26 protein-coding genes are annotated in these 24,846 nt (G+C 67.1%); 14 read left to right on the plus strand and 12 right to left on the minus strand.

Annotation, left to right across the window (positions count from 1 at the left end; translation table 11 throughout):
* Positions 1 to 7 precede the first annotated feature (7 nt).
* The 10 genes from XARJCFBP2528_RS18355 to XARJCFBP2528_RS18400 all read right to left on the minus strand — a co-directional run bounded on the left by XARJCFBP2528_RS18355 (position 8) and on the right by XARJCFBP2528_RS18400 (position 9,322).
* Positions 8 to 850, minus strand: coding sequence for a class I SAM-dependent methyltransferase (locus XARJCFBP2528_RS18355; protein ID WP_016902078.1), 843 nt, complete (start codon positions 848 to 850; stop codon positions 8 to 10).
* A gap of 157 nt (positions 851 to 1,007) precedes the next feature.
* Positions 1,008 to 1,859, minus strand: coding sequence for a Wzz/FepE/Etk N-terminal domain-containing protein (locus XARJCFBP2528_RS18360; RefSeq protein ID WP_026064221.1), 852 nt, complete (start codon positions 1,857 to 1,859; stop codon positions 1,008 to 1,010).
* 43 nt (positions 1,860 to 1,902) lie between these two features.
* Positions 1,903 to 3,036, minus strand: coding sequence for a hypothetical protein (locus tag XARJCFBP2528_RS18365; RefSeq protein ID WP_026064222.1), 1,134 nt, complete (start codon positions 3,034 to 3,036; stop codon positions 1,903 to 1,905).
* Positions 3,033 to 3,983 (minus strand): glycosyltransferase, encoded by a 951-nt coding sequence (locus XARJCFBP2528_RS18370; protein ID WP_016902081.1) that lies wholly within the window; start codon positions 3,981 to 3,983, stop codon positions 3,033 to 3,035. The genes XARJCFBP2528_RS18365 and XARJCFBP2528_RS18370 overlap by 4 nt, the downstream gene beginning before the upstream one ends.
* Positions 3,980 to 5,233: an O-antigen translocase gene (locus tag XARJCFBP2528_RS18375; RefSeq protein WP_039812549.1), complete on the minus strand. Its 1,254-nt coding sequence runs from the start codon at positions 5,231 to 5,233 to the stop codon at positions 3,980 to 3,982. Before XARJCFBP2528_RS18375 ends, XARJCFBP2528_RS18370 begins: the two co-directional genes overlap by 4 nt.
* Positions 5,230 to 6,342 (minus strand): DegT/DnrJ/EryC1/StrS family aminotransferase, encoded by a 1,113-nt coding sequence (locus XARJCFBP2528_RS18380; RefSeq protein ID WP_039514354.1) that lies wholly within the window; start codon positions 6,340 to 6,342, stop codon positions 5,230 to 5,232. The genes XARJCFBP2528_RS18375 and XARJCFBP2528_RS18380 overlap by 4 nt, the downstream gene beginning before the upstream one ends.
* Positions 6,342 to 7,253, minus strand: a complete 912-nt coding sequence (locus XARJCFBP2528_RS18385; protein WP_080639681.1) for a GNAT family N-acetyltransferase — start codon at positions 7,251 to 7,253, stop codon at positions 6,342 to 6,344. Before XARJCFBP2528_RS18385 ends, XARJCFBP2528_RS18380 begins: the two co-directional genes overlap by 1 nt.
* 7 nt (positions 7,254 to 7,260) lie before the next feature.
* Complete coding sequence (locus tag XARJCFBP2528_RS18390) at positions 7,261 to 8,214, minus strand: glycoside hydrolase family protein (protein WP_039812555.1); 954 nt, start codon at positions 8,212 to 8,214, stop codon at positions 7,261 to 7,263.
* A 2-nt stretch (positions 8,215 to 8,216) separates the two neighbouring features.
* Entirely contained in the window at positions 8,217 to 8,888 is a 672-nt protein-coding gene (locus tag XARJCFBP2528_RS18395) for an acetyltransferase (protein ID WP_016902086.1), read from the minus strand.
* Entirely contained in the window at positions 8,885 to 9,322 is a 438-nt protein-coding gene (locus XARJCFBP2528_RS18400) for a sugar 3,4-ketoisomerase (RefSeq protein ID WP_016902088.1), read from the minus strand. Before XARJCFBP2528_RS18400 ends, XARJCFBP2528_RS18395 begins: the two co-directional genes overlap by 4 nt.
* Before the next feature lie 297 nt (positions 9,323 to 9,619).
* Between XARJCFBP2528_RS18400 and XARJCFBP2528_RS18405 the strand changes: the two genes are divergently transcribed.
* The 14 genes from XARJCFBP2528_RS18405 to XARJCFBP2528_RS18470 all read left to right on the plus strand — a co-directional run bounded on the left by XARJCFBP2528_RS18405 (position 9,620) and on the right by XARJCFBP2528_RS18470 (position 20,952).
* Entirely contained in the window at positions 9,620 to 10,234 is a 615-nt protein-coding gene (locus tag XARJCFBP2528_RS18405) for a cytochrome b (RefSeq protein WP_016902089.1), read from the plus strand.
* A 71-nt stretch (positions 10,235 to 10,305) separates the two neighbouring features.
* Positions 10,306 to 11,658: a hypothetical protein gene (locus tag XARJCFBP2528_RS18410; RefSeq protein WP_026064224.1), complete on the plus strand. Its 1,353-nt coding sequence runs from the start codon at positions 10,306 to 10,308 to the stop codon at positions 11,656 to 11,658.
* Between the two features lie 24 nt (positions 11,659 to 11,682).
* Positions 11,683 to 12,072, plus strand: a complete 390-nt coding sequence (locus XARJCFBP2528_RS18415) for a c-type cytochrome (RefSeq protein ID WP_016902092.1) — start codon at positions 11,683 to 11,685, stop codon at positions 12,070 to 12,072.
* Positions 12,073 to 12,391: 319 nt separating this feature from the next.
* Positions 12,392 to 13,126, plus strand: a complete 735-nt coding sequence (locus tag XARJCFBP2528_RS18420) for a hypothetical protein (protein ID WP_016902093.1) — start codon at positions 12,392 to 12,394, stop codon at positions 13,124 to 13,126.
* Positions 13,127 to 13,189: 63 nt separating this feature from the next.
* Positions 13,190 to 13,771, plus strand: coding sequence for a sigma-70 family RNA polymerase sigma factor (locus XARJCFBP2528_RS18425; protein WP_016902094.1), 582 nt, complete (start codon positions 13,190 to 13,192; stop codon positions 13,769 to 13,771).
* Positions 13,768 to 14,421 carry a zf-HC2 domain-containing protein gene (locus tag XARJCFBP2528_RS18430; RefSeq protein ID WP_016902095.1) on the plus strand — a complete coding sequence of 218 codons (654 nt, stop codon included), beginning with the start codon at positions 13,768 to 13,770 and terminating at the stop codon, positions 14,419 to 14,421. Before XARJCFBP2528_RS18425 ends, XARJCFBP2528_RS18430 begins: the two co-directional genes overlap by 4 nt.
* On the plus strand, positions 14,418 to 15,728 hold the full coding sequence (locus XARJCFBP2528_RS18435; RefSeq protein WP_016902096.1) for a S8 family serine peptidase: 1,311 nt from the start codon (positions 14,418 to 14,420) through the stop codon (positions 15,726 to 15,728). Before XARJCFBP2528_RS18430 ends, XARJCFBP2528_RS18435 begins: the two co-directional genes overlap by 4 nt.
* A 10-nt stretch (positions 15,729 to 15,738) precedes the next feature.
* Complete coding sequence (locus tag XARJCFBP2528_RS18440; protein ID WP_039812566.1) at positions 15,739 to 16,497, plus strand: heme ABC transporter permease; 759 nt, start codon at positions 15,739 to 15,741, stop codon at positions 16,495 to 16,497.
* The gene (gene ccmD, locus XARJCFBP2528_RS18445; RefSeq protein ID WP_016904798.1) at positions 16,494 to 16,703 is read left to right on the plus strand and encodes a heme exporter protein CcmD; all 210 of its coding nucleotides are present in this window, start codon (positions 16,494 to 16,496) and stop codon (positions 16,701 to 16,703) included. Before XARJCFBP2528_RS18440 ends, ccmD begins: the two co-directional genes overlap by 4 nt.
* A complete protein-coding gene (gene ccmE / locus XARJCFBP2528_RS18450) occupies positions 16,700 to 17,170 on the plus strand; it encodes a cytochrome c maturation protein CcmE (protein WP_016904799.1) in 471 nt (156 codons plus the stop codon). Before ccmD ends, ccmE begins: the two co-directional genes overlap by 4 nt.
* A 62-nt stretch (positions 17,171 to 17,232) precedes the next feature.
* Complete coding sequence (locus tag XARJCFBP2528_RS18455) at positions 17,233 to 19,221, plus strand: heme lyase CcmF/NrfE family subunit (protein WP_016904800.1); 1,989 nt, start codon at positions 17,233 to 17,235, stop codon at positions 19,219 to 19,221.
* Entirely contained in the window at positions 19,218 to 19,760 is a 543-nt protein-coding gene (locus XARJCFBP2528_RS18460; RefSeq protein ID WP_016904801.1) for a DsbE family thiol:disulfide interchange protein, read from the plus strand. Before XARJCFBP2528_RS18455 ends, XARJCFBP2528_RS18460 begins: the two co-directional genes overlap by 4 nt.
* Positions 19,760 to 20,242, plus strand: coding sequence for a cytochrome c-type biogenesis protein (locus XARJCFBP2528_RS18465; RefSeq protein WP_016904802.1), 483 nt, complete (start codon positions 19,760 to 19,762; stop codon positions 20,240 to 20,242). The genes XARJCFBP2528_RS18460 and XARJCFBP2528_RS18465 overlap by 1 nt, the downstream gene beginning before the upstream one ends.
* Positions 20,242 to 20,952 (plus strand): tetratricopeptide repeat protein, encoded by a 711-nt coding sequence (locus tag XARJCFBP2528_RS18470; protein ID WP_016904803.1) that lies wholly within the window; start codon positions 20,242 to 20,244, stop codon positions 20,950 to 20,952. Before XARJCFBP2528_RS18465 ends, XARJCFBP2528_RS18470 begins: the two co-directional genes overlap by 1 nt.
* Positions 20,953 to 21,048: 96 nt before the next feature.
* Here the strand turns inward: XARJCFBP2528_RS18470 and XARJCFBP2528_RS18475 are convergent, their stop codons facing one another.
* Together XARJCFBP2528_RS18475 and XARJCFBP2528_RS18480 are read right to left on the minus strand one after the other, a co-directional pair.
* Entirely contained in the window at positions 21,049 to 23,121 is a 2,073-nt protein-coding gene (locus XARJCFBP2528_RS18475) for a PAS domain-containing sensor histidine kinase (protein WP_047124978.1), read from the minus strand.
* Positions 23,108 to 24,622, minus strand: coding sequence for an ATPase domain-containing protein (locus XARJCFBP2528_RS18480; protein WP_016903377.1), 1,515 nt, complete (start codon positions 24,620 to 24,622; stop codon positions 23,108 to 23,110). The genes XARJCFBP2528_RS18475 and XARJCFBP2528_RS18480 overlap by 14 nt, the downstream gene beginning before the upstream one ends.
* Between the last annotated feature and the right edge of the window lie 224 nt (positions 24,623 to 24,846).

Raw genomic sequence — 24,846 nt, forward strand, 5'->3', positions numbered from 1 at the left:
TCTCCACTCAGCGCTTGCGCATCACGATCAGGAAGTGGTCGCCCATGTCGCGCAGCAACGGCAGGCCGCCCAGCCGGTCGTCGCACTGCCCCAGGCGCGCGGACAGGCGCGGATGCCGTTCGCAAAAATCCACCAGGTACGGCGGCGGCAGGAACAGACTCAACGCGCAATAGCGGTCCAGGACGAAGTGCTTGGCAAAGGCGCGGTAGAACTCGCGCGGCAGGTGGTACCAGGTCCAGATGGTGTGGCCGTTCATGCCCACCGCGGTGACCCCGCGCGCGGCCCGCACCGCGGCGCGTTTGAACCGCCCGCGCACGCCGTAATGGCCGATTTCCCAGGGGCAGATTCGCCCGATCACCGAGAACACCAGGCAGCCATCGGCGCGCAGCAGACGCGCGCATTCGGCCGCCACCGCCGGCAGATCCGGCGCGCAGTTGAGCGGGCCGAAGTTGGAATACATGCCGTCGAAGCGGCCCTGCAGCTGGTCGAGCTGCTGGATGCCGACATGGGCCGCGCTCAGGCGCTCTTGCAGGCCTTGCGTGGCCGCGCGATGGCGGGTGCGCTCGACCATCGCCGGCGACCAGTCGGTGGCCAGCACGTGATAACCGCGACGTGCGAATTCGCCGGCATCCAGGCCGGTACCGCAGCCCAGGTCCACCAGATGCGAGCCCACCGGCAGTTCGGCCGCGACCGTGTCCCACAAGGTGGTGCGCATGCGCTGGATCAACGCGTTGTTGCCGCGTGGGCCGTCGTAGTCGGGCGCAACGCTGTCGAACGCGCGTTGCGTCTCCAGCAAACGCTCCGGGGCCACCGTGCCACCGCGCGCCGCATGCTCATTGATCACCGACATGCGCAGCCTCCCATACCGATCCAGCTGTTCTCACGACACTCTCCAGGCGCGATACCGCCAACGCGGCACCGCTTGATTGACCGGTGAGTGCCACGCGCCGGCGGTTTGGTTGCAGCGTGGGCAGCGTTGCGCAGCGTGCCGCACGGCGCTGCGCAGATCAGCCGGCAGCGCGCGGAGTGGCCACCGCGCGGCGCCGCCATGCATTGCGCAACACCGCCGCCAGCACCGCCAGCCCCGCCCCGCCGAGCAGGCCGGCGGCCCAGGCGGTGACGGCATTGGGAAACGCCTGCTGCTCGGGCACGTACAACGGCCACGCCAGCGAGGTCTGATAGGTGTAGCGCGTGGTCAGGCGGGCAATCAGATCGTCGCGTTCGCTCTTCAATGCGCGCACGGTGGTGTTGCTGTCGGTCAACAGCACGCCTGCCAGCACCTGGGCCGGCGTGGCCGCGGCGGCGCCCTGCCCGGCCTGCACCTGCTGCTGCAGCTGATCGCGGTTGCGGATTGCCGCGCGCAGATCGTCGGTGAGGCCTTGCAGGCGTGTACGCGCCAGTGCGAGCGCCACCGCATTGGTGTCGCCGTGCAGGCCCTGCAAGGCGCTCACCGTCGCCAACGCCAGACTGCGCGCCTGCGCCGACGATTCGGCCCGGATGGTCACCCCGATCAGATTGGCATACGGGTCCGGGTCCGGCTTGAGGCTGCCGCGGTACAGCTGCGCAGCGCGGCTTTTCAGCGGCACGCCGGCCTGGCGCAGCACCGCATCCTGGAACAGCCGCGTCTTCATGCGGTCGATCACGCGCTGGAACGGCTCGACCTTGGGGTCGCGCCCGGCCGGCGTGGGGCCGATCTCGCCGACCTGGATCCAGGCGGTGGCTTCCCACTGCGGCCTGGCCAGGCGGGTAAAGGCCAAGGTCAATGCAAGCACCACCACCAGCGCAGCCAGCGCCCAGCGCCATTCGCGGCGCAGGATGCGCCACAGGTCGATCAGATAGATATCGTCGTGTTGAGTCATGGTGCACCGGCTCTGGAACAGGGTAAAGCGGAGCGGCCGCGCATTACGCAGCAGCGGTGGGTACGGCATTGCGGGTAGGCAACAGCACCGTGCAGGCATGCAACACCAGGCACAGCGCGATGAAGCCGAAATTGGTCCAGGTGAAGGCCTGCGGCGCGAACGGCGACATCAGGCAGGCATAGGCGATGCGCAGGAAGATCAGCACATGGAAGATCGACAGCGAGCGGTTGAGCAGGCGCACGCTCCACACCAGCCCCGCATACAACGCCAGCAGCGCCAGCAACGCACCCGGCGCGCCCCAGGCCATCAGGAACGGAAAGAATTCGGTCCCCACATTGATGTTGGGCGCGTCCAGCGGAATGCTGGTGCCGGCGGTGGCGATCGAGCCACTAAAGGGCACCAGCTGATTGACCAGGAAACTGGCGTTGACGTAGCCCTTGGCCAGGATCGCGCCGAAGTTGTACGGCCCGGCGCTGATGTACAGCAGCAACCACTGCACGCCCTGCGGCATGGCGCGATACAAGGCACTGAACGGCAGGGCGACCGTGGCCAGCGAGCCGGAACGCAGTGCGCCGAGGATGGAAAACACCCCGCCGCCGGCCAGCATCAGCAGGCCGATGGTCTTCCATGGCAGGCGACGTGCCGGATCGCGGCGCAACAGCATCACCAGCACAAACGAAAACAGCCCGGCAAAGATGCGGTTGCGGTCGATCACCACGATTGGAAACACGAAACCCAGCGTCAGCATCGCCGCGCGCAGCCCGCGATGGCGCACGCACAGCAGCGCGATCGGCGGCAGGATCCAGCACATGTTGGAGATATGCCGCACATGCGCGCGCAGCGGGCTCAAGGTGGCATACGAGGACGGATCGCTGAACAGCGGAACCGGAAACAGCGCCACATCCACGATGCAGAACAGCGTCACCACCGCCGCCAGCGTCAGCACCAGGAAGGCATCGCGGGTGCCGGCGTAACGGTAGGCGCGAAAGCGCTCCACCGCAGGCAACTGCACGCGCAGCACGGCGTCCAGTACACAGGTCGCGGCGGCGGCGGCGGCCAGCAGCGCGATGCCGTCCGCATAGTCGCCGGGCAAGCTGTAAGTCAGAAGCGTCAGCGCGCAGCTGAGCAGCATCGGCAGCGCCAGATAGGTCGCCGGCCGGCGTAGCAGCGTGCTCATGCCGGTTTCACCGTGCTGCGCGCCGACCTGGGCCGCCACCTGGCCGGCAGCGACATCCAGGCATAGGCGAGCAGATGCCCGATCACCCGGTGCGGCCGGCGCTGCAGGAACGCCACCTTTGCGGCGATGTAGTGCGACTGCGCGTGCAGCAGGCCGCGCTCGGGCGCATCGAACAATTCCGCACAGCGCCGTGCCACCTGACGCGACTCACTCAGGTTGGCGATGCGCGCGCGCACGTCCACGGTCTTGCTGAGATTGTGGCCATGCAACCGGTACGCGCACACCGGCACGTCGACAAAACCCAGCGCATCACGCGCGGCCAGGCGCAGGAAAAAATCCCAGTCTTCGATCCGCAGCGACTCGTCCCAGCCGGCGCGCGTATCGAAGGCACTGCGACGCAGCAAGGCCACCGCGCCGCCGACCGCCCACTGCTGGATCACCGCGCGGCGGATGCCGGACGCGGAGCGGTACAGGTCCACATCCACCCGATGCAGGTCGCGCATGGCGCTGCCGTGCAGCAGCTGCCCATGCTGATCGACCACACAGGCATCGCCGATCACCGCCAGTTTCTGCGGATGCGCACGCAGGTAGCGCACCTGCGCATCCAGCCCGCCGGCCAGCAGATAATCATCGCTTGCGCCCAGCCGCAGGTACTCGCCGCGCGCACGTAGCGCCAGCTCGTTGAGTGTGGCCGCCACCCCGCGATTGGCGCGCTGCACGAACTGCACCGGCAGCCGATGGCCATGGCTGGCGATCCATTGCGCAATCCTCTCGCCGGTCGCATCGCTGGAGCCGTCGTCGATGATGACCAGTTCCTTGCACGGGTACGGATCTTCCAGCACGCTGTCCAGGCAGCGTTGCACGAAACGCTCGTGATTGAAGGCCGGAATCAGCACCGACACCAGCGGCCAGCGTGCACGCCCGAGGGGTGGGGTGAAATCGCTCATGCCTGCTGCACCAGATAGCGCCGCACCACCACGATGTTGAACAGCAGATACAGCACGTAGTTGGCGAGAAAGGCATACATCGCGCCGATCAGCCCCCATTGCGCGGTGAACAGATACACCAGCGCCAGATAGCTGGCGGCAAACGCGCATTCGGAGATCACGAACAGCCGCGTCATCGCCTTGGCCAGCATCACGTACGACAGCACGAAGGCGGCGATCTTGATCACATCGCCCAGCAGCTGCGGGGCATACAGCGGGGTGGCCCGGGCAAACCGGGCGTCGAACAACAGCCAGGTCAGCCAATCGCGACACAGGTACACGCCCAGCGCCATCGCGATCACCGCCGGCAGCACATGGCGATACGCGGCCTGCAGCTCGCGCCCGAGCGCTGCGCGCTCCTGCAGCGATGCCAGCTTGGGCAGGTAATACACGTTGATCGCGGTCGTGAAGAACAACAGATACGCATCGGACACCCGGCTCACCGCCTGCCAGTACCCCACCTGCTGCCAGCCGAACTGCAGCGCCAGATGGTCGCGCACCAGCATGGCCACCAGCTGCGGCACCAGCGTGGAGGTCAGCGTCATCACCGAGAACGCCGCCAGCCTGCGCGTCATCTGCGCATCGAAGCGCATGCGCAACATCTCGCGCCGAAAATAACCGCTGCGCCGCAGCGCCGGCACGCCGGCCAGCAACCACAGCACCTGCCCCAGCACCAGCGCCAGCAAGGCGCCCTGCAGCTGTGCCCGGCTGGACAGCCATGCCACCAGTGCCGTGCTCAGCAGCGCGCCGCTGACCTGCACGAATGCCAGGCGGCGCACGTCCATGAAGCCGTTGATTACCGCCAGGATGTAATTGACCAGTGCGATGCCCAGCTGCGCCACCGCCGCCACGCAGATCAGCGGCCGGTACGCCGCATCACCAAGCAGGCGCTCGGCGATGACGCCACTGAACAGCAACGCCAGCACCGCCATCACGCAGGCCGCGCAGAACGCGTACCACAGCGCCGCGCTGAGCAGACGTGCCAGCGCAGCCGCGTCGTCGCGGTACTCGGCCACGTACTTGACGATGCCGGCACTGATGCCGCCGCCCGCCAGCACTGCCAGCACCGACATCAGATTGAGGAACTGGCCCAGCCGGCCGACCCCCTGCGGGCCGGCGTAGACCGCCACCAGCTTCACCACCACCAGCGCGGCCAGCAGTTTGGCCAGCGTCGCAACGCCGGTGTAGGCGCTGCTGCGCACGACATTCATGCGGGGGCGCCAAACGACTGGCATGCGGCAATCACGCGCGCAACCGACGCATCGTCCAGCGCCGGCCCCATCGGCAGGCTCAGCACCTCGCGGTGCAGCCGCTCGCTCACCGGCAGGCAGGCATCGCCCAAGGTGGTGTAGGCCGGCTGCCGATGCGGCGGCACCGGGTAATGGATCTGGGTATGGATGCCCGAGCGCAGCAGATGCGCCTGCAAGGCATCGCGCCGGGCGCTGCGCACCACGAACAGATGCCAGACGTGCTGCGCTTCGGCCGCCACCGTCGGCAAGGTGATCAGAGGGTTGTCGATGCCGTGCAGGTAGCGCTGCGCCACTGCGCGGCGACGGCCGATCTCATCGTCCAGATAGCCCAGCTTGACCCGCAGGAACGCCGCCTGCATCTCGTCCAGCCGCGAATTCACGCCCTGGCAGAGGTGGTGGTACTTCACCTGCGAACCGTAGTTGCGCAGCGCACGGATGCGCTCGGCCAGGCGCGCATCCGAGGTCACTATTGCGCCGCCGTCGCCGAGTGCGCCCAGGTTCTTGGTCGGGAAAAAACTGAACGCCGCCGCATCGCCAAAGGCGCCGGCACGTCGCCCGTTCGCACTGGCGCCATGCGCCTGCGCGGCATCTTCGATCAGCAGCAGCCCGTAGCGATGCGCCAGCGTCTGTAGCGCCGCCACATCCACCAACTGCCCGTACAGATGCACCGCCATGATGGCGCGCGTGCGCGGGCCGATCGCCTTCTCCACACTGGCCGGGTCGATGTTGAAGGTCGCAGGGTCCGGCTCCACCGGCACCAGCACCAGGTGGTTCTGACTGATCGCAAGAAAGGTGGCAATGAAGGTATTGGCGGGCACGATGATTTCGTCGCCCTCGCGCAATACGCCCAGCTCGCGATAGCCGCGCAGGATCAGCGACAACGCATCCAGCCCGTTGCCCACACCCACCGTCTGCGCGGCGCCGCAGTAGCTGGCGAATTCCTCCTCGAAGGCGGCCAGCTCCTGCCCAAGCACATACCAGCCGGCATCGATCACCCGCGCCGCAGCCAGCTTCAGCTCATCCGCATACCGCGCATTGACCGCGCGCAAATCCAAGAACGGCACATCCATTACAGCATCCACCGATAAAAATCCTGTACCACGGCGCGTGCGCCGAAACGTTCCTTTTGTTCGACCAGACCGTCGTTGAGCACCTGGCCGGCCTGCTCGGTCGAGATACCGAAGCTGAAGTAATGGCGCTGCGCATACACCTGGGTGATCAGCTCGGCCAGCAGCAGGCTCAGCGCATCCAGCTGGCGACCGCGCGCGGACACCGCCAGATACTGGGTGTGCACGCTGCGACCGAAATCCAGCACCAGCGCTGCCGCCAGCAGTTCCCCTTCGACCCGCGCCTCATGCAGCACGATCTGCTGCGGAAACCGGCGTTGCAGCAATTGCAGCTCGTCCAGCCGATGGGTCGGCGTCACCTGGTGGCGCTGCAACACCTCGGTCAGCAGGGCATGAAACCCGTCGAGTCGGGTGCCGACCCGGATCTGCACACCGGCCTTGCGTGCCTTGACCAGCGAGCGCCGACGTTCGGCGCTGAACGCGAACGGCTCGCGCAACGCGATCGCCGAGGACAGGTCGCGCCGGTACAGCTGCGCGCCCACGCGATGCAGGGCATACAGGTCTTCTTCGGCCGGATACGCGTGAAAGATATGCGGCACCGGCTTGTACACAAGCGTGCGCACCCCACGCGCGCGATAGTGCGCGGCCATCTGTTCGAAGACCTGCAAGGTCGCACCCGCGCGCAAGGCCCTGGACGACAGCAGGCCCGCGTAGGTCAGGCCGGCGTGGCTGCTGACGCAGTCGCCCTCCACGTTCGCCGGCAACACCGCCACCACCTCGCCACCGCGTTCGATCAGCAACGATGCGTCCACGAAGCGGTCGGCGTGATAGTCCATGTAGCCGCGCCGATGCAACACGTTGCCATTGCGCGAGGACGCCACCAAGGCATCCCAGGCAGGCCCATCGCCGGGCAGATACGGCCTAACCGAAAACATGGCGCCCCTTCAGGCCCGGCGGCAACGCGGCATCGGCCAGGCCGAAGCCGGCCTGCCCCATCGCATTGCCGTTGTAGAACATCAACACCCGATCATGCTGCTGGATCAAGGCCGGGTAACAGAGCGTCTGCGCATCCCAGCCCTGCTCGGACAGCTGCAGCCCCAGCTGACTGTCGTCGCGCTGCCACTGCACACCGTCGCGACTGGACGCGAAACCCGGGAAATAACCGCCGTGCGTATCGCCGCGGGTGAAATACATCAGATAGCGATCGCCCAGGCGATATACGCGCGGACGGCCGATGCGGTATTCGTCGCCCTGCGGACGCAGGCACACCACATCGTCGGCAGGGATGCAGCGCAGATCGTCGGTCTCCGCATAGCGGATGTGGTAGCGCGGATACGGCTGGCCGCCGATGCTTTCCCAATCGTCGCCCACCGCGTACCACAGCCGCCACCGCCCCTCCTCGAAACGTGCCGAGTGCACCGCGGCAATCGTGCTGCGCCCGGGCGCGCGATCCAGCAGCGGGGTGTCCTGCAAGCGCTGGAAACGCGCGCCACCATCGCGGGACAGCGCAAGCCCGGTGAAGGCCAGGAACTTGGCCTTGGCCACACGCTGGAAGCCGACATAGAACATGTACAGCCCCTCCGGCCCGGCCACCACATCGCCGAGAATCATGCCGTTGTCGTCGAAACAGCCAGCGCGGCCGATGTCCAGCACCGGCTGCGGGCTGACACCGACGATCTGCGTCGGTGCGTCGGCGCGTACGTCCACATAGCCGATCCGGCTCACGCCCTGCGCATCGCGAAAGCCCGCATAGACACGCAGTACCTGCGCAGACAACCGGTAGGGCGTCGGCGTCAGCGCGGCGTGCTGCATCCAGCCGCCCACGCCATCGCGTGCGACGTCGAACACCAGGCCGCGCTTGGTCCAGGCAAACATGCTCACAGCTCCACATCGAAACTGGATCTGCCGGCCACCGCGCGCGCCGGCGAGCCGACGTAGACGCGCTCGGCATCGGTATGCCGGGTGACCAGCGCACCGGCGCCGATGATGTTGTCGGCGGCGATGCGCACCTTGTCGCTGAGCGTGGCGTTGACACCGATGAAGCTGCCGCGCCCGATCTCGCAATAGCCGGAAATCACCGCATGCGAGGCGATGAAGACATTGTCCTGCACCACGGTGCGATGGCCGATATGGTTGCCGCTCCACAGGATGCAGTTGTCGCCGATCCGGGTGAACGGCTGGATCACGTTGCCTTCGAACAGGAAACAGTTGGCGCCGATCTGCGCATTGCGCCAGACGAACGCACGCGAGCTGACATAGCTGGCGCAGCGATAGCCACGCCGCAGCATGTCCTGGAAAAAGCGCGTCCGCAGGCGATTGAGCTGCGTGGCCGGGATGGCGACGAAGACCTCGTACTGTTCGGGCGGATAGCGCTGTTCGAGCTCTTCGTAGGCCACCACCGGCAGTTCGGCCAGCGTGGGCCGCAGCAGGAAGTCGCGCTCCACGCTGAAGGCCACCACCGTGTAGTCGCTGTCGTGCTGAAAATACTCGCAGGCGATCTGCGCAAATTCGCCTGCGCCCACGATCACCAGCGGCTTGTGCACGCTCATGCTTCCAACCTGCGTGCGTCCAGACCGCTGCCAGCGCGCACTTCGCTGAGGAACTGGTCGTAATCGAGAATGTAGTCGGCAGGATCGTAGAACTGGTCGGCCAGCACCATCAGCACGCAGTCGGGGCTGAAGCGATGCAGGTCGCGCCACACCATGCGGCCGAGCAGCAGGCCCTGCGATGGATCGTCCAGTACCACTTCCTGCTGGCCGTGGCCGTCGCCCTGATCCAGCAGGATCGTCACCGAGCCATGCAATGCCACGGCCAGCTGGTTGAGCCGCCGGTGTGCATGCTGTCCGCGATGGACGCCGTTGCGGGTGCCGAACAGGTAATACACACGACGTATCTCGAACGGGACATTGCGCTGCTGCTCCAACGAGATGAGCAGCCCGCGATCGTCGCCGTGGGTATGCAACTGGATGCGTTCGATGGCCATGATCGGAAGGGCGTAACCGCTGACTGCACGTAGTGCGACATGCCTGAGTGCGCCGGCATGCGCGAAAGGTTGCGCGACGTCACGACGCTGCGAACCCGTGTGCGCACAAGCGCAGTCGCTGCCGCCAACACCGTGACCGGGCGCGTCATCATTGCACTGCGATGCAACCTTTCGGCGGCCGCGCCGCACATATCGCTGCACGTTCACGTGGCCGCAGCTCGGCCGGCGTGGGGAGCCAGGCCTGGCAGCGCACCGCGCACTGCCGGATCCAACGACACCAGCGCAGGACACCGATCGATGAGTTCATCCCCCCACGCGCCCGATGCGGTTGCAGCCGACAGTGCCAGTGCGCTGCCGGAGCAGGCCGCACTGCCGGCGCGCGTCATTCCGCTGCCCCGACCGATGCGCGTATTGCATTGGCTGACGGTGTTCTGCCTGGCCATGGCGGCCACGCTGATCCTGCTGCGCGCCGAGCTGGAAGGACGCGCCCTGCGGCAGTGGCTGATGGAAGGCCATCGCCACTTCGGTTTGATGGTGCTGCTGCTGTTCGTCCTGCGGGTGGGCCTGCGCATCCGCCTGCGCGCGTTGCCGCCCGGCCCGCCATCGCCGCTGCCGATGCGGCTGGCTGCTGGCGCCACCCACCTCGCGCTGTACGGCTTGATGGTCGCCCTGCCGCTGATCGGCTGGTCGTTGAGCAATGCCTACGCCAAACCGGTCTACCTGTTCGGACTGACGCTGCCCAATCTGGTTGCGCCGGACGAAGACCTGGCCGACACCCTGAGCACCTGGCACTTGAATGCCGCCTGGGTGTTGCTGGCCTTGGTGATTGCGCATATCGGCGCCGCCCTCTGGCATCACCTGGTGTTGCGCGATGGCCTGCTGCACCGCGTGCTGCCGGGAAAACGCCGATGAGCTCCGCCGTGTTGCCCGCCGTCCCCCGCTCCCGCAGCACCGACCCCCGTACCGTCGAACAAGGACTTTCCATGCCTACTCCCCAGCCCGCTCCGCGTCGTACCACTGCCACGCGCACCGCCTCCCTGACCTCCTTGTTGTGCGTGTCCGGCCCGTTGCTGCTGCTGGCCAGCACCCAGGCGCAGGCGATTCCCTCGTTCGCACGCCAGACCGGTTCGTCGTGCGCGGACTGCCATGTCGGCTCCTACGGTCCGTCGCTCACGCCGTACGGCATGCGCTTCAAGCTCGGCGGCTTCACCGATACCGACGGCAACGGCACCAAGATCCCGGCCTCCGGCCAGGTCACCTGGACCCGGCGCAATCCCAGCCGTGGCGACAGCAGCGCACGCATCAACGAAGCGGACCTGTATCTGGCCGGTCGGGTCAACGACCACGTCGGCGGTTACTCCAAGATCCGCTCCAACAACGGCGGCAACGACACCTTCAACACCCAGCTGGACGATGTGGACCTGCGCTTTGTCAGCAAGCCGTTCCAGCTGGCCGGCAAGGACGCGATGGTCGGCGTCAGCATCAACAACAATCCCGGCGTGTCCGACCCGATCCAGGTGCTGCCCAATGCATCGACGTTGAGCCCGGTGTCCAATGCCGGCTCGGCCAGCATGCTCAGTTCGTCTTCGCTCTCCAACCGCGTGATCGGCGCCACCGTGTACGGCCTGTTCGACCGCAACTGGTACGGCGAAGTCGGCAGCTACAGCGCGCTGTCCACCGACGCGCAGGACCACCTGGGCTGGAACCCCAACGGCGACCCGGGCAAGCTCAGCGACACCGGCTATGCGCGCTTTGCCTACATGAAGGACATGAAGCGGCAGTTCTTCTCCGCCGGCCTGACCGCCATGACCACGCGCCGCCAGCGACTGCGCAGCGGCGGCCCCAGCGATGACCTCACCGATCTGGGCTACGACCTGACCTATCAGTTCCTCGGCACCCGCGAGCACGTGCTGTCGCTGGCCTACGTCAACATCTACGAACGCCGCAAATACGGCAGCCCGCTGCTGCCCACCGACCCGAGCATGTCCCCGCGCGACCGCGGCAGCGTGCGCGATCAGAACATCAGCATGAACTACGCGTTCAAGCAGACCTACGGCGTGCTGGCGGCGCATCTGATCAACAGCGGCTCGTTCGATGTGGCGCGCTATCAGCCCTACGGCATCCCCGACACCACCGCCAATCTGATCCTGCTGTACTGGACCCCGTTCGGCAAGGAAGGCACCTACACCACCAATGCCAACGTGCGGTTCGCGGCCACCTGGTTCCGCTTCGACAAGTTCAACGGCAGCACCACCAATGTGTTCGGTGGCGGCATTCCGATCACCAACCCGCGCGATCTCGACAGTTTCGCGCTGTCGGTCAATGTCTCGTTCTGATCCCCCGCACGCGTAAGGACCCCCATGAAGTCATTCCACCAGACCCTGTTGTGCGCCCCGCTGGCCGGCCTGCTGCTGGCCGGCGCCCTGCTTGCCCCACCTGCGCACGCGGCCGACGGCAAAGGCGTTTTCATGACCGAATGCGCCGAATGCCACAGCGCCGCCCAGGGCAAGAACAAGAAGGGCCCGTCGATGTTCGGCGTGGCCGGGCGCCCGGCCGCCAGCCTGGCCGACTACAGCAATTACTCCGATGCGCTCAAGGCGAGCAAGTGGCAGTGGACGCCTGCCCAGCTCAAGACCTATCTGTCGCAGTCCTCCTCCAAGGCCTTGCCGGGCACCAAGATGAAGTACGAAGGCCTGGAAGATCAAAAGGAACTCGACGCGCTGATCGCCTACCTCAACACCCTGCACTGATCGCCACCGGCGTGCTGGCGCCAGCGTTGCCGGTTGGCATCCGGAAGCGCGCTCGCCGGCGCATACCGGCACAGGTGCGCGTTGCCTGTGCCGGTTCCTTCGCGTATACGGACGGAACAACCGCTGTCGCAGTGGTCTCGTCTTACGTGATGGGTCACTATCGCGCCCCTGTTCCATGTAGACGCCTACCCCGTTGCCGAATGCCTTGACTGCCAGGCCCTACCCACTCCGGACGCGACGCAGCTGCGCCTGCGACGGGCAGCCGTGGCTCGCGAGCGGCCACTGGGCGGGCCGGCGACGCTGCCACACGCCCTGGGGGATGCCGCACTGCCGGCACGCGCAAGCCGCACGCCGACGCGCCGCGTTGCGCCACTGCCTGCTGCTGGCCCTGGTGTTGGGCCCGGGCAATGCCATCGCCGGCACGGTCGGCGGCGCGGTGGCGCTGACCTCGCAGTTGATCGACCGCGGCATCTCGATCGCCCCCAACAAGGCCACCCTGCAGACCGCAGGCTACTGGCTGCCCGCACCGGGCTGGTCGATGTCGGCGTCGGTCGCGCTGCAATCGCCCTCGCGGAGCAGGCCGGTGGCGGTGACCGCCCAGGCCGCACGCGCCTGGATGCTGGGCAACCGCTGGCAGATGCAGGCCAGCGCGCTGTATTACGGCTACCCCACCAACCAGGCCACGCGCACCTTCGACCGCCAGGAGGCCAGCCTGGCCTGGTCCTATCGCGACGTGCTGACCTTCTCGGTGTCGACCTTCAATTTCCCGCGCGCCGATCAGTCGCCGTGGAATGTCGCCATCGACGTCACCGCCAATGTCCCGCTGCGCGACGACCTCAGCCTGACAGTCGGCGCCGGTTCGTCACGTTTCCCGGCGATGGCCTACGGCGCCGCCCGGTCCGGCCGCTATCAGTATGGGCAATTCGGCCTGCGCTGGAGTCGGGACCGATGGACGCTGAAGCTGGAACGCATCGTCACCAGCGACAACACCCCACGCCTGCAGGGCGGCCCCGGCGAAACGCCCTGGCTGGGCACCGCGTCGGTCACCTTCTGATCCCCACGCAACCTTTTGCCCGCCCGCGGGCACTGACATGCGTCCTAAGCCGTGCCTGCCTCGATGAATGATTCCGACACCCTGGGTGATGCCACCGATCGCATGCTGCTGCGCCGCATGGCGGCGGGCGATCGCGCCGCGTTGTCCACCATGTACACCAGCTATCACGGCCGGCTGTGCCGCTTCCTGTCGCGCCTGACCCGGCGCCCGGACATCATCGAAGAAGCCATCAACGACTGTTTCTGGATCGCCTGGCAGAAGGCCGGCGACTTCCGCGGCGATTCGCAGGTTTCGACCTGGATCATGGGCATCGCCTACCGCTGCGGCCTCAAATGCCTGCGCCAGCACGACGGCGAGGCCATCGACGATACCGCGGTGGTGGAAGACCACGCCCCCAGCGCCGACGACAACGACGACCGCGAGCTGCGCGACTGGCTCGACAAGGGCATGGAACGGCTGTCGCCGGACCAGCGCCTGGTGATCGAACTGGTCTACGGCGTCGGCCACAAGCTGGAAGAAGTGGCCGAGATCATGCAGTGCCCGGTAGGCACCATCAAGGCCCGGCTGTTCCATGCGCGGGTCAAATTACGCAATGTGCTGCCCGGCCTGGCCGGCGGCGCCCCCTATACGGAGACCATGCAATGAAGACGTTTTTCATCGCGCCTGGCAAGGAATGCTCGCACGCCTGGGAACTGATGCCCGCGGTCCTGCTCGACAGCGCCACCGAGGAAGAGAACACCTGGCTGATCGCGCACGTGGCCAAGTGCGGCTCGTGCAGTGCCGAGTTCGCCCAGCAGAACCGCCTGCGCCAGGCGTTGGCGCTGCCGTCGGCAGTGAAGCTGGACGCCAACGCCGGCCTGCAGCGCCTGCTTGGCCGCCTGGACGCGCCGGAGCAGGCCATCGCGCCCGCGCCGCCGGCAGCGCGCCGCTCCGGTAGCTGGACGGTGCGCGCGTTGGCGGCCGCGGCGCTGGTGCAGGCAATCGGCCTGGGCGTCATGGGCGTCAGGCTGGCCGCGCCCGCGCCCTCGCACGACTACCGCACGCTCAGCAGCGCCACCGCCCAGCCGGTGCCGCAAGGCGCCATCCGGGTGGTGCCGGACGCCAAGATGACCGTGGCCGACTGGGACCGCCTGCTGCATGCACAGCAGTTGCAGGTGATCGGCGGGCCCAACGAGATGGGCGCCTACACCGTGGTGCCGGCCCAGCCGCAACCGCCGGCCCAGCCGCAGCAGACCGTGCAGCAGCTGCGCGCCAACCCGGGCATCCGCATGGCCGAGATCGTGTCCGCACCATGAAGCGCCTGCTCGCCATCGGCATCATCGCCGCCTGCATCGGCCTTGGCCCGCAGGCCGCCGCGCAGGAGCCGGCGCAGGCCGCCGCCAGCGCCAGCACGCCACCGGCGACCGATGCGCACACGCCCGACAGCAGCCGCGACATCCTGCTGGCGGTGGCCAACCCGCTCAGCGCACCACCGGCCCGCGCCGGGTCCAGCCTGATCGGCTACGCCTCCAGTTATTACGGCGCCGGTCAGAAGGCCGCCGTGCGCATGGAAGCACTCAAGCAGCGCTACAAGCTGCGCGAAGTCTCCGGCTGGCCGATCACCTCGCTGGGCCTGTATTGCGCCGTGCTGCAGCCACCGCCGGGCGTGTCGCGCGACGAACTGGTCAGCGCGCTGGCCGACGACGACGGCGTGGAGCTGGTGCAACCGGTGCAGGATTTCTCGGTGTTTTCCGCCGACGCATCGGAAAAGACCACCGCGCTGTCCGGCTACAACGACCCCTACGTGGATCTGCAACGCGGCTTCATCGCCACCGATGCGGCCAGCGCACAGACCGTTACCCAGGGCCGCGGCGTGGTGGTGGCGGTGGTCGATACCGGCGTGGACACCACGCATGCCGACCTGAAGGCGCGCATCCGCGACGTGCATGATCTGGTCGACGATTCGCCGGTGATGACCAGCAGCGACTCGCACGGCACCGAGGTGGCCGGCATCATCGCCGCCGGCAGCAACAACCATCAAGGCATCGTCGGCATGGCGCCCAAGGCCATGCTGAGCATCTACAAGGCCTGCTGGTATGCGCCCACGGTCGGCGCCACCGCACGCTGCAACACCTTCACCCTGGCCAAGGCGCTGGCGGCGATCAACAACAGCTCCGCGCGTGTGATCAACCTGAGCCTGGGCGGCCCGGCCGACCCGCTGCTGAGCAAGATGCTGCAGCACCTGGTGCAGCAGGGCCGCATCGTGGTCGCCGCGATGCCGCCCAACGGCCGCCTGGACGGCTTTCCCAACGATGTACCGGGCGTGCTGGTGGTACGCAGCAGCAGCCCCACCGCGGCCATGCCCGGCGTGCTCAGCGCGCCCGGCAAGGACATCCTGACCACCCAGCCGAACGGCCGCTACGACTTCACCTCCGGCTCGTCGATGGCCACCGCGCATGTCAGCGGCGTGGTCGCGCTGCTGTTGTCGCTGTCGCCGTCGTTGGACGCCACCGCATTGCGCGAGCTGATGCAGCGCACCAGCAAGCTCTCCGACGGCCAGTTGCAGGTCAACGCCGGTGCCGCCGTGCAGGCGCTGGCGCCTCCCGCCAGACATTCCAACTGACGACACCGGCATGGCCAAGTGGATTCCCTTGTGGCTGCACAGACTCAGCTCGCCGCCGACCTTCTATCGCGTGGCCGGACGCGTGCGTCCCTGGGCCTTGGGCCTGGCGCTGTTGCTTGGTGCGGTGGCCGCCTACGGCGGGCTGGTGCTGGCACCGCCGGATTACCAGCAGCACGATGCCTACCGCATCATCTTCATCCACGTGCCCAGCGCCTGGATGAGCCTCTTCATCTACGCGGCGATGGGCGTGGCGGCGTTCATTGCGCTGGTATGGCGGATCAAGCTGGCCGAGGTGGTGACCATGGCCTCGGCGCCGATCGGCGCGGCCTTCACCTTCATCACCTTGTGCACCGGCTCGCTGTGGGGCAAGCCGATGTGGGGCACCTGGTGGACCTGGGATGCGCGGCTGACCTCCGAATTGCTGCTGCTGTTTCTGTATCTGGGCGTGCTCGGCCTGTACCACGCGGTGGAAGACCGCCGCCAGGCGATGCGTGCGGCCGGCTTGCTTGCATTGGTGGGCCTGGTGAATCTGCCGATCGTGCATTACTCGGTGGTGTGGTGGAACACGCTGCACCAGGGCTCCACCGTGCGCCTGCTCGGCCCCTCCACGATGAGCGCGGACATGCTGTGGCCGCTGCTGACGATGATGCTGGCGACCAAGTGCTATTACCTGGCCAGCCTGTTCGGCCGCGTGCGCGTGGACCTGCTCGCCCTGGAAAGCGGCAAGGACTGGGCGCGCCGCATCGTGTTGACGGAGCGCACCGCATGACGACCCTGCTGGCGATGGGTGGTTACGGGCAATACGTGTGGACCGCGTACGCGCTGTTCGTGCTGGTGCTGCTGGCCGACCTGGCATCGCCATGGTTGCGTCGGCGCCGGCTGCCGCGCGAGCTGCGCGGCCAGCTGCAACGGCAAACGCCGCGGCGCACGCGCGAAGTGTCGGCAACAGCGCCGCTGGAGCGTGACGGCCCATGAACGCCACCCGCAAGCAACGCCTGTGGCTGGTGATCGGCGCGCTCGCCGCTGCGGCATTGGCGGTCACGCTGATCGTGCTCGCGCTGCAGCGGAACATGAGCTACCTGTTCACGCCCAGCCAGGTACATGCCGGCGAAGCGGCCGGCTACCGGCAATTCCGCCTCGGCGGCATGGTCAAGGCCGGCTCGATCCAGCGCGCCAGCGACAGCCTCACCGTCCACTTCACCGTGATCGACAAGCATGCCGCGACGCAGGTCGAATACACCGGCATTCTTCCGGACCTGTTCCGCGACAACCAGTCGGTGATCGCCAACGGGCGCATGCAGGGCGGGCACTTTGTCGCCAACGAAGTGCTGGCCAAGCACGACGAAACCTATATGCCGAAGGAACTGAAGGACGCGATGGCCGAAGGCCATGTCGGCAAGCCGATTCCCGCCGCTGCGGTGCCGCTGTCTGCGCCGCGCTGATGCGGCGCGCAGGCTGTTCTTTCCCTCGATGATTCCTCTTCGCTGCACGATGCGATTCGCCCATGACGCCTGAACTCGGCCAGATCGCACTGATCCTGGCGTTACTGCTCTCGCTCGCCCAGGGCGTGCTGCCGCTGATCGGCGCCTGGCGCGGCAATGGCGCGTTGATGGGCATTACGCGGCCGGCCGCGGTCGGTCAGGCGCTGTTCGTGTGGATGGCGTTCGGCCTGCTCGCCTGGTCGCTGCTGTCGCTGGATTTTTCGGTGCGCTATGTCGCCGACAACGCCAACATCGCCCTGCCCTGGTACTACCGCTTCGCCGCGGTGTGGGGCGCGCACGAAGGCTCGTTGCTGCTGTGGATCGCGATCCTGTCGACCTGGACGCTGTTGCTGGCCGCCTTCAGCCGGCATCTGCCGCAGCATTTTGCCGCGCGCGTGCTGGCGGTGCTGGGGCTGGTGTCGGTGGGCTTTCTCGCCTTCATCCTGCTGACCTCCAATCCATTCGCGCGGCTGTCGCCGATTCCGCTGGATGGCAACGAACTCAATCCGGTGCTGCAGGACCCGGGCATGACCTTCCACCCGCCGGTGCTGTACACCGGCTATGTCGGCTTCTCGGTGGCGTTTGCGTTTGCGGTGGCGGCCTTGCTGGGTGGCGAGCTGGAACAGGCCTGGGTGCGTTGGGCGCGGCCGTGGACCAATGTGGCCTGGGCCTGCCTCACCGCCGGCATCGTCGCCGGCAGCTGGTGGGCGTATGCGGAACTGGGCTGGGGCGGCTGGTGGTTCTGGGACCCGGTGGAAAACGCCAGCTTCATGCCGTGGCTGGTCGGCACCGCGCTGATCCACACCCAGGCGGTCACCGAAAAACGCGGCAGCCTGCGCGCCTGGACCATCCTGCTGTCGATCCTGGCGTTCTCGCTGTCGTTGCTGGGCACCTTCCTGGTGCGCTCGGGCGTGCTGACCTCGGTGCACGCCTTCGCCGCCGATCCGCGCCGCGGCCTGTACATCCTGATCTTCCTGATCGCGGTGGTCGGCGGCTCGTTGCTGCTGTACGCGCTGCGCGCGCCCCGGATCGCCAGCGGCAAACCGTTCGCCGCCGCCTCGCGCGAGACCGCCATCCTGATCGGCAACCTGCTACTCACCGTGGCGGCGGCGATGGTGCTGCTGGGCACCTTGTTTCCGCTGGTGGCCGATGCCTTCGGCCTGGGCAAGGTGTCGGTGGGGCCGCCCTACTTCGGCTTGCTGTTCCCGCTGCTGATGTTGCCGGTGGTGCTGTTGCTGCCGTTCGGCCCCTATCTGCGTTGGGGCAAGGCCGAGGCGGCGCCGTTGCAGGCACTGGGCACGCGCGCCGGCATCGCCGCGGTCGCCTGTGCGCTGGTCGGCAGCCTGTTTGCCGAGGGCCAGCCCAGGGCGATTGCCGGCATCGGCGTCGCCGCATGGGTGGCCGCCGGCACCGCGCTGTACATGTACAAGCGCTGGCGCGAGATGCCGCGCGGCCGGCGGTTTCCGGCGGAAATGGCCGGCATGCTGCTCGCGCATGCGGGCGTGGCGGTGTTCGTGGCCGGCGTGCTGGTGTCGGAAAGCCTGTCGGTCGAACGCGACGTGCGGCTGTCGCCCGGGCAGACCGCCGAGATCGCCGGTTACGCCTTCCGCTTCGACGGCGTGCAACTGATCGACGGGCCGAACTGGAAGGCCGAACAAGGCAGCGTGCAGGTCAGCCGCAATGGCCAGCTGGTCGCGCAACTGCACCCGCAAAAACGCCTGTACAGCAGCGAGCGCATCCAGACCGAATCGGCGATCGACCCCGGTATCACCCGCGATCTGTATGTCGCCCTCGGCGAGCCGCTGGACGATCAACACATCGAGTACGACTGGACGCTGCGGCTGTACTACAAACCCTTCATCCGCTGGATCTGGGCCGGCGGCCTGCTGATGATGCTGGGCGGCTTCGTCAGCGCCTGCGCCCGTCGGTTCCGTGCGCCGGCGCTGGCCACGATGGCGGCCACGGCACCGGCACACGGCACCAGTGTCACTGCGCAGGAATCGCACGCATGAACCGTCTGCTGCCCTTGCTGGGTTTTCTGTTGCTGGCGGCGCTGTTCGGCTTCGGCATCTACTGGACGATGCAGCACAACCCGCGCGATGTGCCCTCGCCGTTGATCGGCAAGCCGGCACCGGCGTTCTCGCTGCCGCGGCTGGATCGGCCCGAGCAACGCGTCACCCGCGACCAGCTGCTGGGCAAGCCCTATGTTCTCAATGTCTTCGGCAGCTGGTGCGCCGAATGCGTGCACGAACATCCGGTGCTGATGGCGCAGGCCAGCCGGCTCGGGGTGGCGTTGATCGGCTACAACTACAAGGACGCGCCTGCCGACGCCACGGCCTGGCTTGCGCAGTACGGCAATCCGTATGCGTTGGTGATTGCCGATGAAGCCGGCCAGACCGCGATCGATTTCGGTGTCTACGGTGCGCCGGAGAGTTTCCTGATCGATGCGCAAGGCGTGATCCGCTACAAGCACATCGGCGTGCTCACACCCGCGGTCATCGACGACGAATTGCTGCCCGCCATCGCCGCACTGCCCAAGGGCACGCGGTGATGGCGGCGCGCTGGGTTTGGCGCTGGTACTGGCGCATGCACGGCCGGCAGCTGCGTCTGCTGCTGGTGCTGCTGCTGGGCGTGCTGCTTGCGCCGCCGCTGGCGGCGCAGGCGGTGGACCCGCTGCCGTTCAAGAACCGCAGTGACGAAGCGCGTTATCAGCGCCTGACCGCGCAGTTGCGCTGCCTGGTGTGCCAGAACGAGAACCTGGCCGACTCCAATGCCGAGCTCGCGCGCGATCTGCGCCATCAGGTGTTCGCGCAGTTGCAGGCCGGCAGGAGCGATGCGCAGATCAAGCAGTACATGGTCGATCGCTATTCGGACTTCGTGCTGTACGACCCGCCGGTCAAGCGCGGCACCTGGCTGCTGTGGTTCGGCCCGTTGCTGCTGCTGGGCGCCGGTGCGGGCGTGGTGATCCATACCGTGCGCAAACGTGCGCGTGCCGGTACGCCGGTGGCGCCGCAGGCGGAGGAAGAGTGGTGATGGCCGGTTTCTATATCGCAAGCGCCGCGCTGGTGGTCGTCGCCTTGCTGTTGGTGCTGGTGCCGTTGCTGCGCCAGCCCGCACGCAAGGGCAATGCACGCTACAGCCTGCCGATTGTGCTGGTGCTCGGCTTGCCGATCGCCACGGCCGGCTTGTATCGGCTGGTCGGCGCGCCGGATGCGATCGCACGGCGTGTCTACGCGACGGCGCGGCCCCAGGCGCAACCGGCAGACGCGCCTGCCGTCGCTGCGGGTGAGCAAGTCCGGGCCGCAGAGGCCAACGCCGACGCTGCGCAAGAGCAGGCGCTTGAGTCGTGGATGCAGCAAGCCAGGACCCACGAGCAGGACAACCGCCCCGCCGATGCGCGTGAGGCCTATGCGCAAGCGCTCAAAATCGCGCCGGATCTCAGCGCCGCCATCGTCGGCTGGGTGGCCGCGGACATGGCCACGCGCAGCGATTTCGCCATCGACGCCGACTCACGCAGCCGCCTGCAACAGGTGGTCGCACGCGAGCCGGACCATCAGCGCGGCCTGTGGCTGCTGGGCATCAGCGACTTTCAGCAGCACGATTACCGCGCTGCCAGCGAGCACTGGCGGCATCTGCATGGCTTGCTCGACGCCGGCTCGCCGATGCAGAAGGCGGTGGCCGACAAGATCGCCGTGGCCGAGTCGCTGGCGAGCGCGCGGCAATCCGGGCGCGCAGCACCCTGACGCCAACCTCAGGCTGCATCCCTCATCAAAGACGCCCCGGTGCCAGCCGATGGCAGCGCCGTCGTGGTGTCAGGCGCGATTGACCGCGCACCCCGATCAGCCCGACGGCCCCAACACCTCGTGCAGCTTTCCGCTGAACTCGCCCAGCGTAAACGGCTTGGCGATCATGCTCATGCCGTCGGCAAGAAACTCGCCGCGATCGCGCGCGGTTTCCGCATAGCCGGTCATGAAGATCACCGGCAGATCCCGCCGCGACTGCCGCGCAATCTCGGCCAACTGGCGCCCGTTGAGTCCGGGCAGGCCCACGTCGGTCACCAGCAGATCGATGCGCCGTTGCGAGGCCAGGATCGGCAGCGACGCATCGGCGTCGGCCACCACATCGGCTTCATAGCCCAACTCGTTGAGCAGCTCGGTGACCAGCAGCCGCACCTGTTCGTCGTCTTCCACCACCAGCACCTGCTGGCCGCGTCCGGCCACCACGGCACCGGCTTGCGGTTGCGGCGACAGCGCCTGCGGATGGATGCCGGCAGGCAGATACAGGCTCACCGTGGTGCCCTTGCCCAGCTCGGACTCCACCCACACCTGCCCGTTGGACTGCTGCATGAAGCCGTAGATCATCGACATGCCCAGGCCGGTGCCCTGCCCGATCGGCTTGGTGGTGTAGAACGGTTCGAACACACGCTCCAGCACATCGGCCGGCATGCCGGCGCCGCTGTCGGTCACCGACACCACCGCGTAATTGCCCGGCGCCAACGTCACCCCGCGCCCGAGTTCCAGCGGCTGCGCTTGGACCTGCAACTGCCGGGTGGCGATGCGCAACTGCCCGCCATCGGGCATCGCATCGCGGGCATTGATCGCCAGGTTGAGCAGCGCGCTTTCCAGCTGGTTTTCGTCGACATACGCCTGCGGCAGGTCGGCCTGCAGATCGGTTTCCAGATGCACCGATTCGCCCAGCGTGCGCGCCAGCAATTCCTGCAGCGACACCACCAGGTCGTTCAGATGCAGATGCCGCGCTTCCAGCGATTGCCGGCGCGAAAACGCCAGCAGCCGTTGCGTCAGTGCGGCCGCGCGCAGGGCCGAGGCCGACGCCACATCCAGAAAGCGGCCCAGCCCCTCGGTGCGGCCCTGGTCGATGCGCAGGCGCGCCAGATCCAGCGCCGACAGGATGCCGGTCAGCATGTTGTTGAAATCGTGTGCGATGCCGCCGGTCAGCTGGCCCACCGCTTCCATCTTCTGCGCCTGGCGCAGTGCCGCCTCGCTGGACTCGCGTGCCAGCATCTGCTGCTGCAGCTCGGCGGTGCGTTCGGCCACCTTGACCTCGAGCAGGCTGGCCTGCTGCTGGATCGATTCCAACGCCAGCGCGCGCGCAGTGATGTCGGTGGCAAACACATGAAAGCCGTCCACCTGGCCGTCCGCATCCAGGCGCGGCATGTAGCGGATCTCCGCATCACGCCGGCGTCCGTCGGCGTGCGGCCAACTGGCCTCCACCGTCAACGCCTGCCCGGCTAACGCGGCCTCGATCCAGGCGCGGCGCTGCTGCACCATCGCCGGCCCCACCACATCCACCATGGACCGCCCGATCACCTCGGCAGGCGGGATGCCGATCCAGTCTTCATACGACCGGTTGGCGAAGCGGTACACCAGATCCTTGTCGATGAAGGCAATCAGCACCGGCAGCGCATCGGTGACGCGGCGCAGCTCGGCCTCGCTCGACATCAAGGCCATTTTGCTTTCGGCCAACTGCTCCATCTGGTCGCGGATCACGAACTGCTTCTGGCGCGAGCGCAAAGCAGTAGAAATCGCGCTCAACAACGAAGACGAACTCAGCGGCCGTTCCAGCTCGATGACATTGGTGACTTCCGCCGGCAGTGTGGCCTGGCGCCCGTTATGGGTGACGCGCGGTGCACGCAGCAGCACGAACGGAATATCCGACCAGGCGGCCTGGCTCTGCAGGATGCGCGAAAGCTGCTGCAGATCGCCGCCGACCGCTTCCTCGGTCAGCACCACCACACCGGAGGCATCGAGCAGGTCGTCGGCCAGCGCAGCCAGCGAGCCGTACACCCTGCGCGTCAGTCCGCGCTGGCCGACGATGCCGGCGATGCTCTCCGCATCGCGGCCGAACGGCGCGATGATGTGGACGATGGACCCATCCGGATCACAGGTAGTCAAGTGGACGATCCAGCAACGGCGTGTCGTCCCCAACGAAATGCGGAGTACCGGTCAGCACGCCGTGGAATTTCTCCAGCGGCTCGCTCAGATGGATACCGCCCGTCCCGATGCGCAGCTCGCGGATCGAATCCTCGTGCGCGCCACTGCGGTTCTTGATCACCGACACGGCCTTGCGGATGCGCCCTTGCGCCTCGAAGAAGCGGAACAGGATGACGGTGTCGGCCATGTAGGAGATGTTGAGGTTGCCGGTGGACATCGTGCCGACCAGGCCGTGCTGCGGATTGACCAGGAACGTGGTCACGCCGCTCTGGTTGAGGTAGGACAGCAGCTCGTGCATCTGCAGCATCAGCTGCTTTTCCTGCGGCATCGAGGTGAGATAGCCGTTGAGGCTGTCGATCACCAGCACGCGGCAGTTGCGCTGTTCCACACTGGCGCGCACCGCCCAGGCGAACTCGCCCGGGGTCAGCTCGGCCGGATCCATCTGATGCAGTTCCAGCAGGCCCGCGTCCAGATACTTGCGCAGATCCATGCCCAGGCTCTCGGCACGCGTCAGCAAGGTGCCGGTGCGCTCGTCGAATTCCAGGATGCAGCAATGCTCGCCGCGCTCGCAGGCAGCGGTCACGTACTGCAGCGCGATATTGGTCTTGCCCGAACCGGCAGGCCCGGTCAGCAGCGTGCTGGTACCGCGCAGCGGCCCCCCGTGCAGCAGCGCATCGATCCGCGCCACGCCACTGGACACCGCATCGCCGATGAACGGCACATGGTGATCGCAGGCGATCAGCCGCGGAAAGATCCGCATGCCGCCGGTGGCGATGGTGAGGTCGTGGTAGCCGGCGATGAAATCCACACCGCGCAATTTCTGCACCTGCATGCGCCGCCGCGCCGCACCGAAATCCAGCGTCATGCGTTCCAGCGAAATCACCCCGTGGCACAGGCTGTGCAGATGCGCATCGCGTTCGCCGTTCTCGCCGGTGAGGTCGTCGACCAGGAACACGGTGATGTTGCGCGGCGCAAAGAACTGCTTGAGCGCCAGCACCTGACGCCGGTAGCGCAGCGAATCCTGCGCCAGCAGGCGCAACTCGGACAACGAGTCGAACACCACACGCGTCGGCTTGACCCGGTCCACCTCGGACTGGATCAGCTTGATGGTGCCGTCCAGCTCCATTTCCCACGGATGCAGAATGGACTGCTGGCGTCCATCGCCCAGAAACGCTTCGGCCGATGCCAGCTCGAAGATATGCAGCGCCTCCAGCGACCAGTCGTGCGAGGCGGCCACTTCGTTGAGCTCGTCGATGGTCTCCGACAAGGTCACGTACAGGCAGCTCTCGCCCTTGGCCGCGCCGTCGAGCAGGAACTGCAATGACGCGGTGGTCTTGCCCGAGCCCGGCTGGCCCTCCAGCAGGTACAGGCGGTTGGGCGGCAGGCCGCCGCGCAGAATGGTGTCAAGCCCCGTCGTACCAGTCGTAATGCGGTTTGCGATCATCGGCTTCAGATTTCCCATAGGTTTAAATTTATCACGGGCGCATCACTGGCCGCTGCGCACCACTGAATGGATCAGCTTGCTTGGCGCGAGCTGAGCGCCCGCGCTACCGGTAGCGTGCTATGACCTGCGCCGTGCTTTATGACAGTTCCGACACGTTCGTCACGCGCGTGGGCCTAGCGTTACGCCTGAAGTGCATCGCATGGTTGCGATCGCTCGAGGACAGCGGTGAATCACGCATCATG

Origin of the sequence: Xanthomonas arboricola pv. juglandis (assembly GCF_001013475.1) — a bacterium.
GTDB lineage: Bacteria > Pseudomonadota > Gammaproteobacteria > Xanthomonadales > Xanthomonadaceae > Xanthomonas > Xanthomonas arboricola.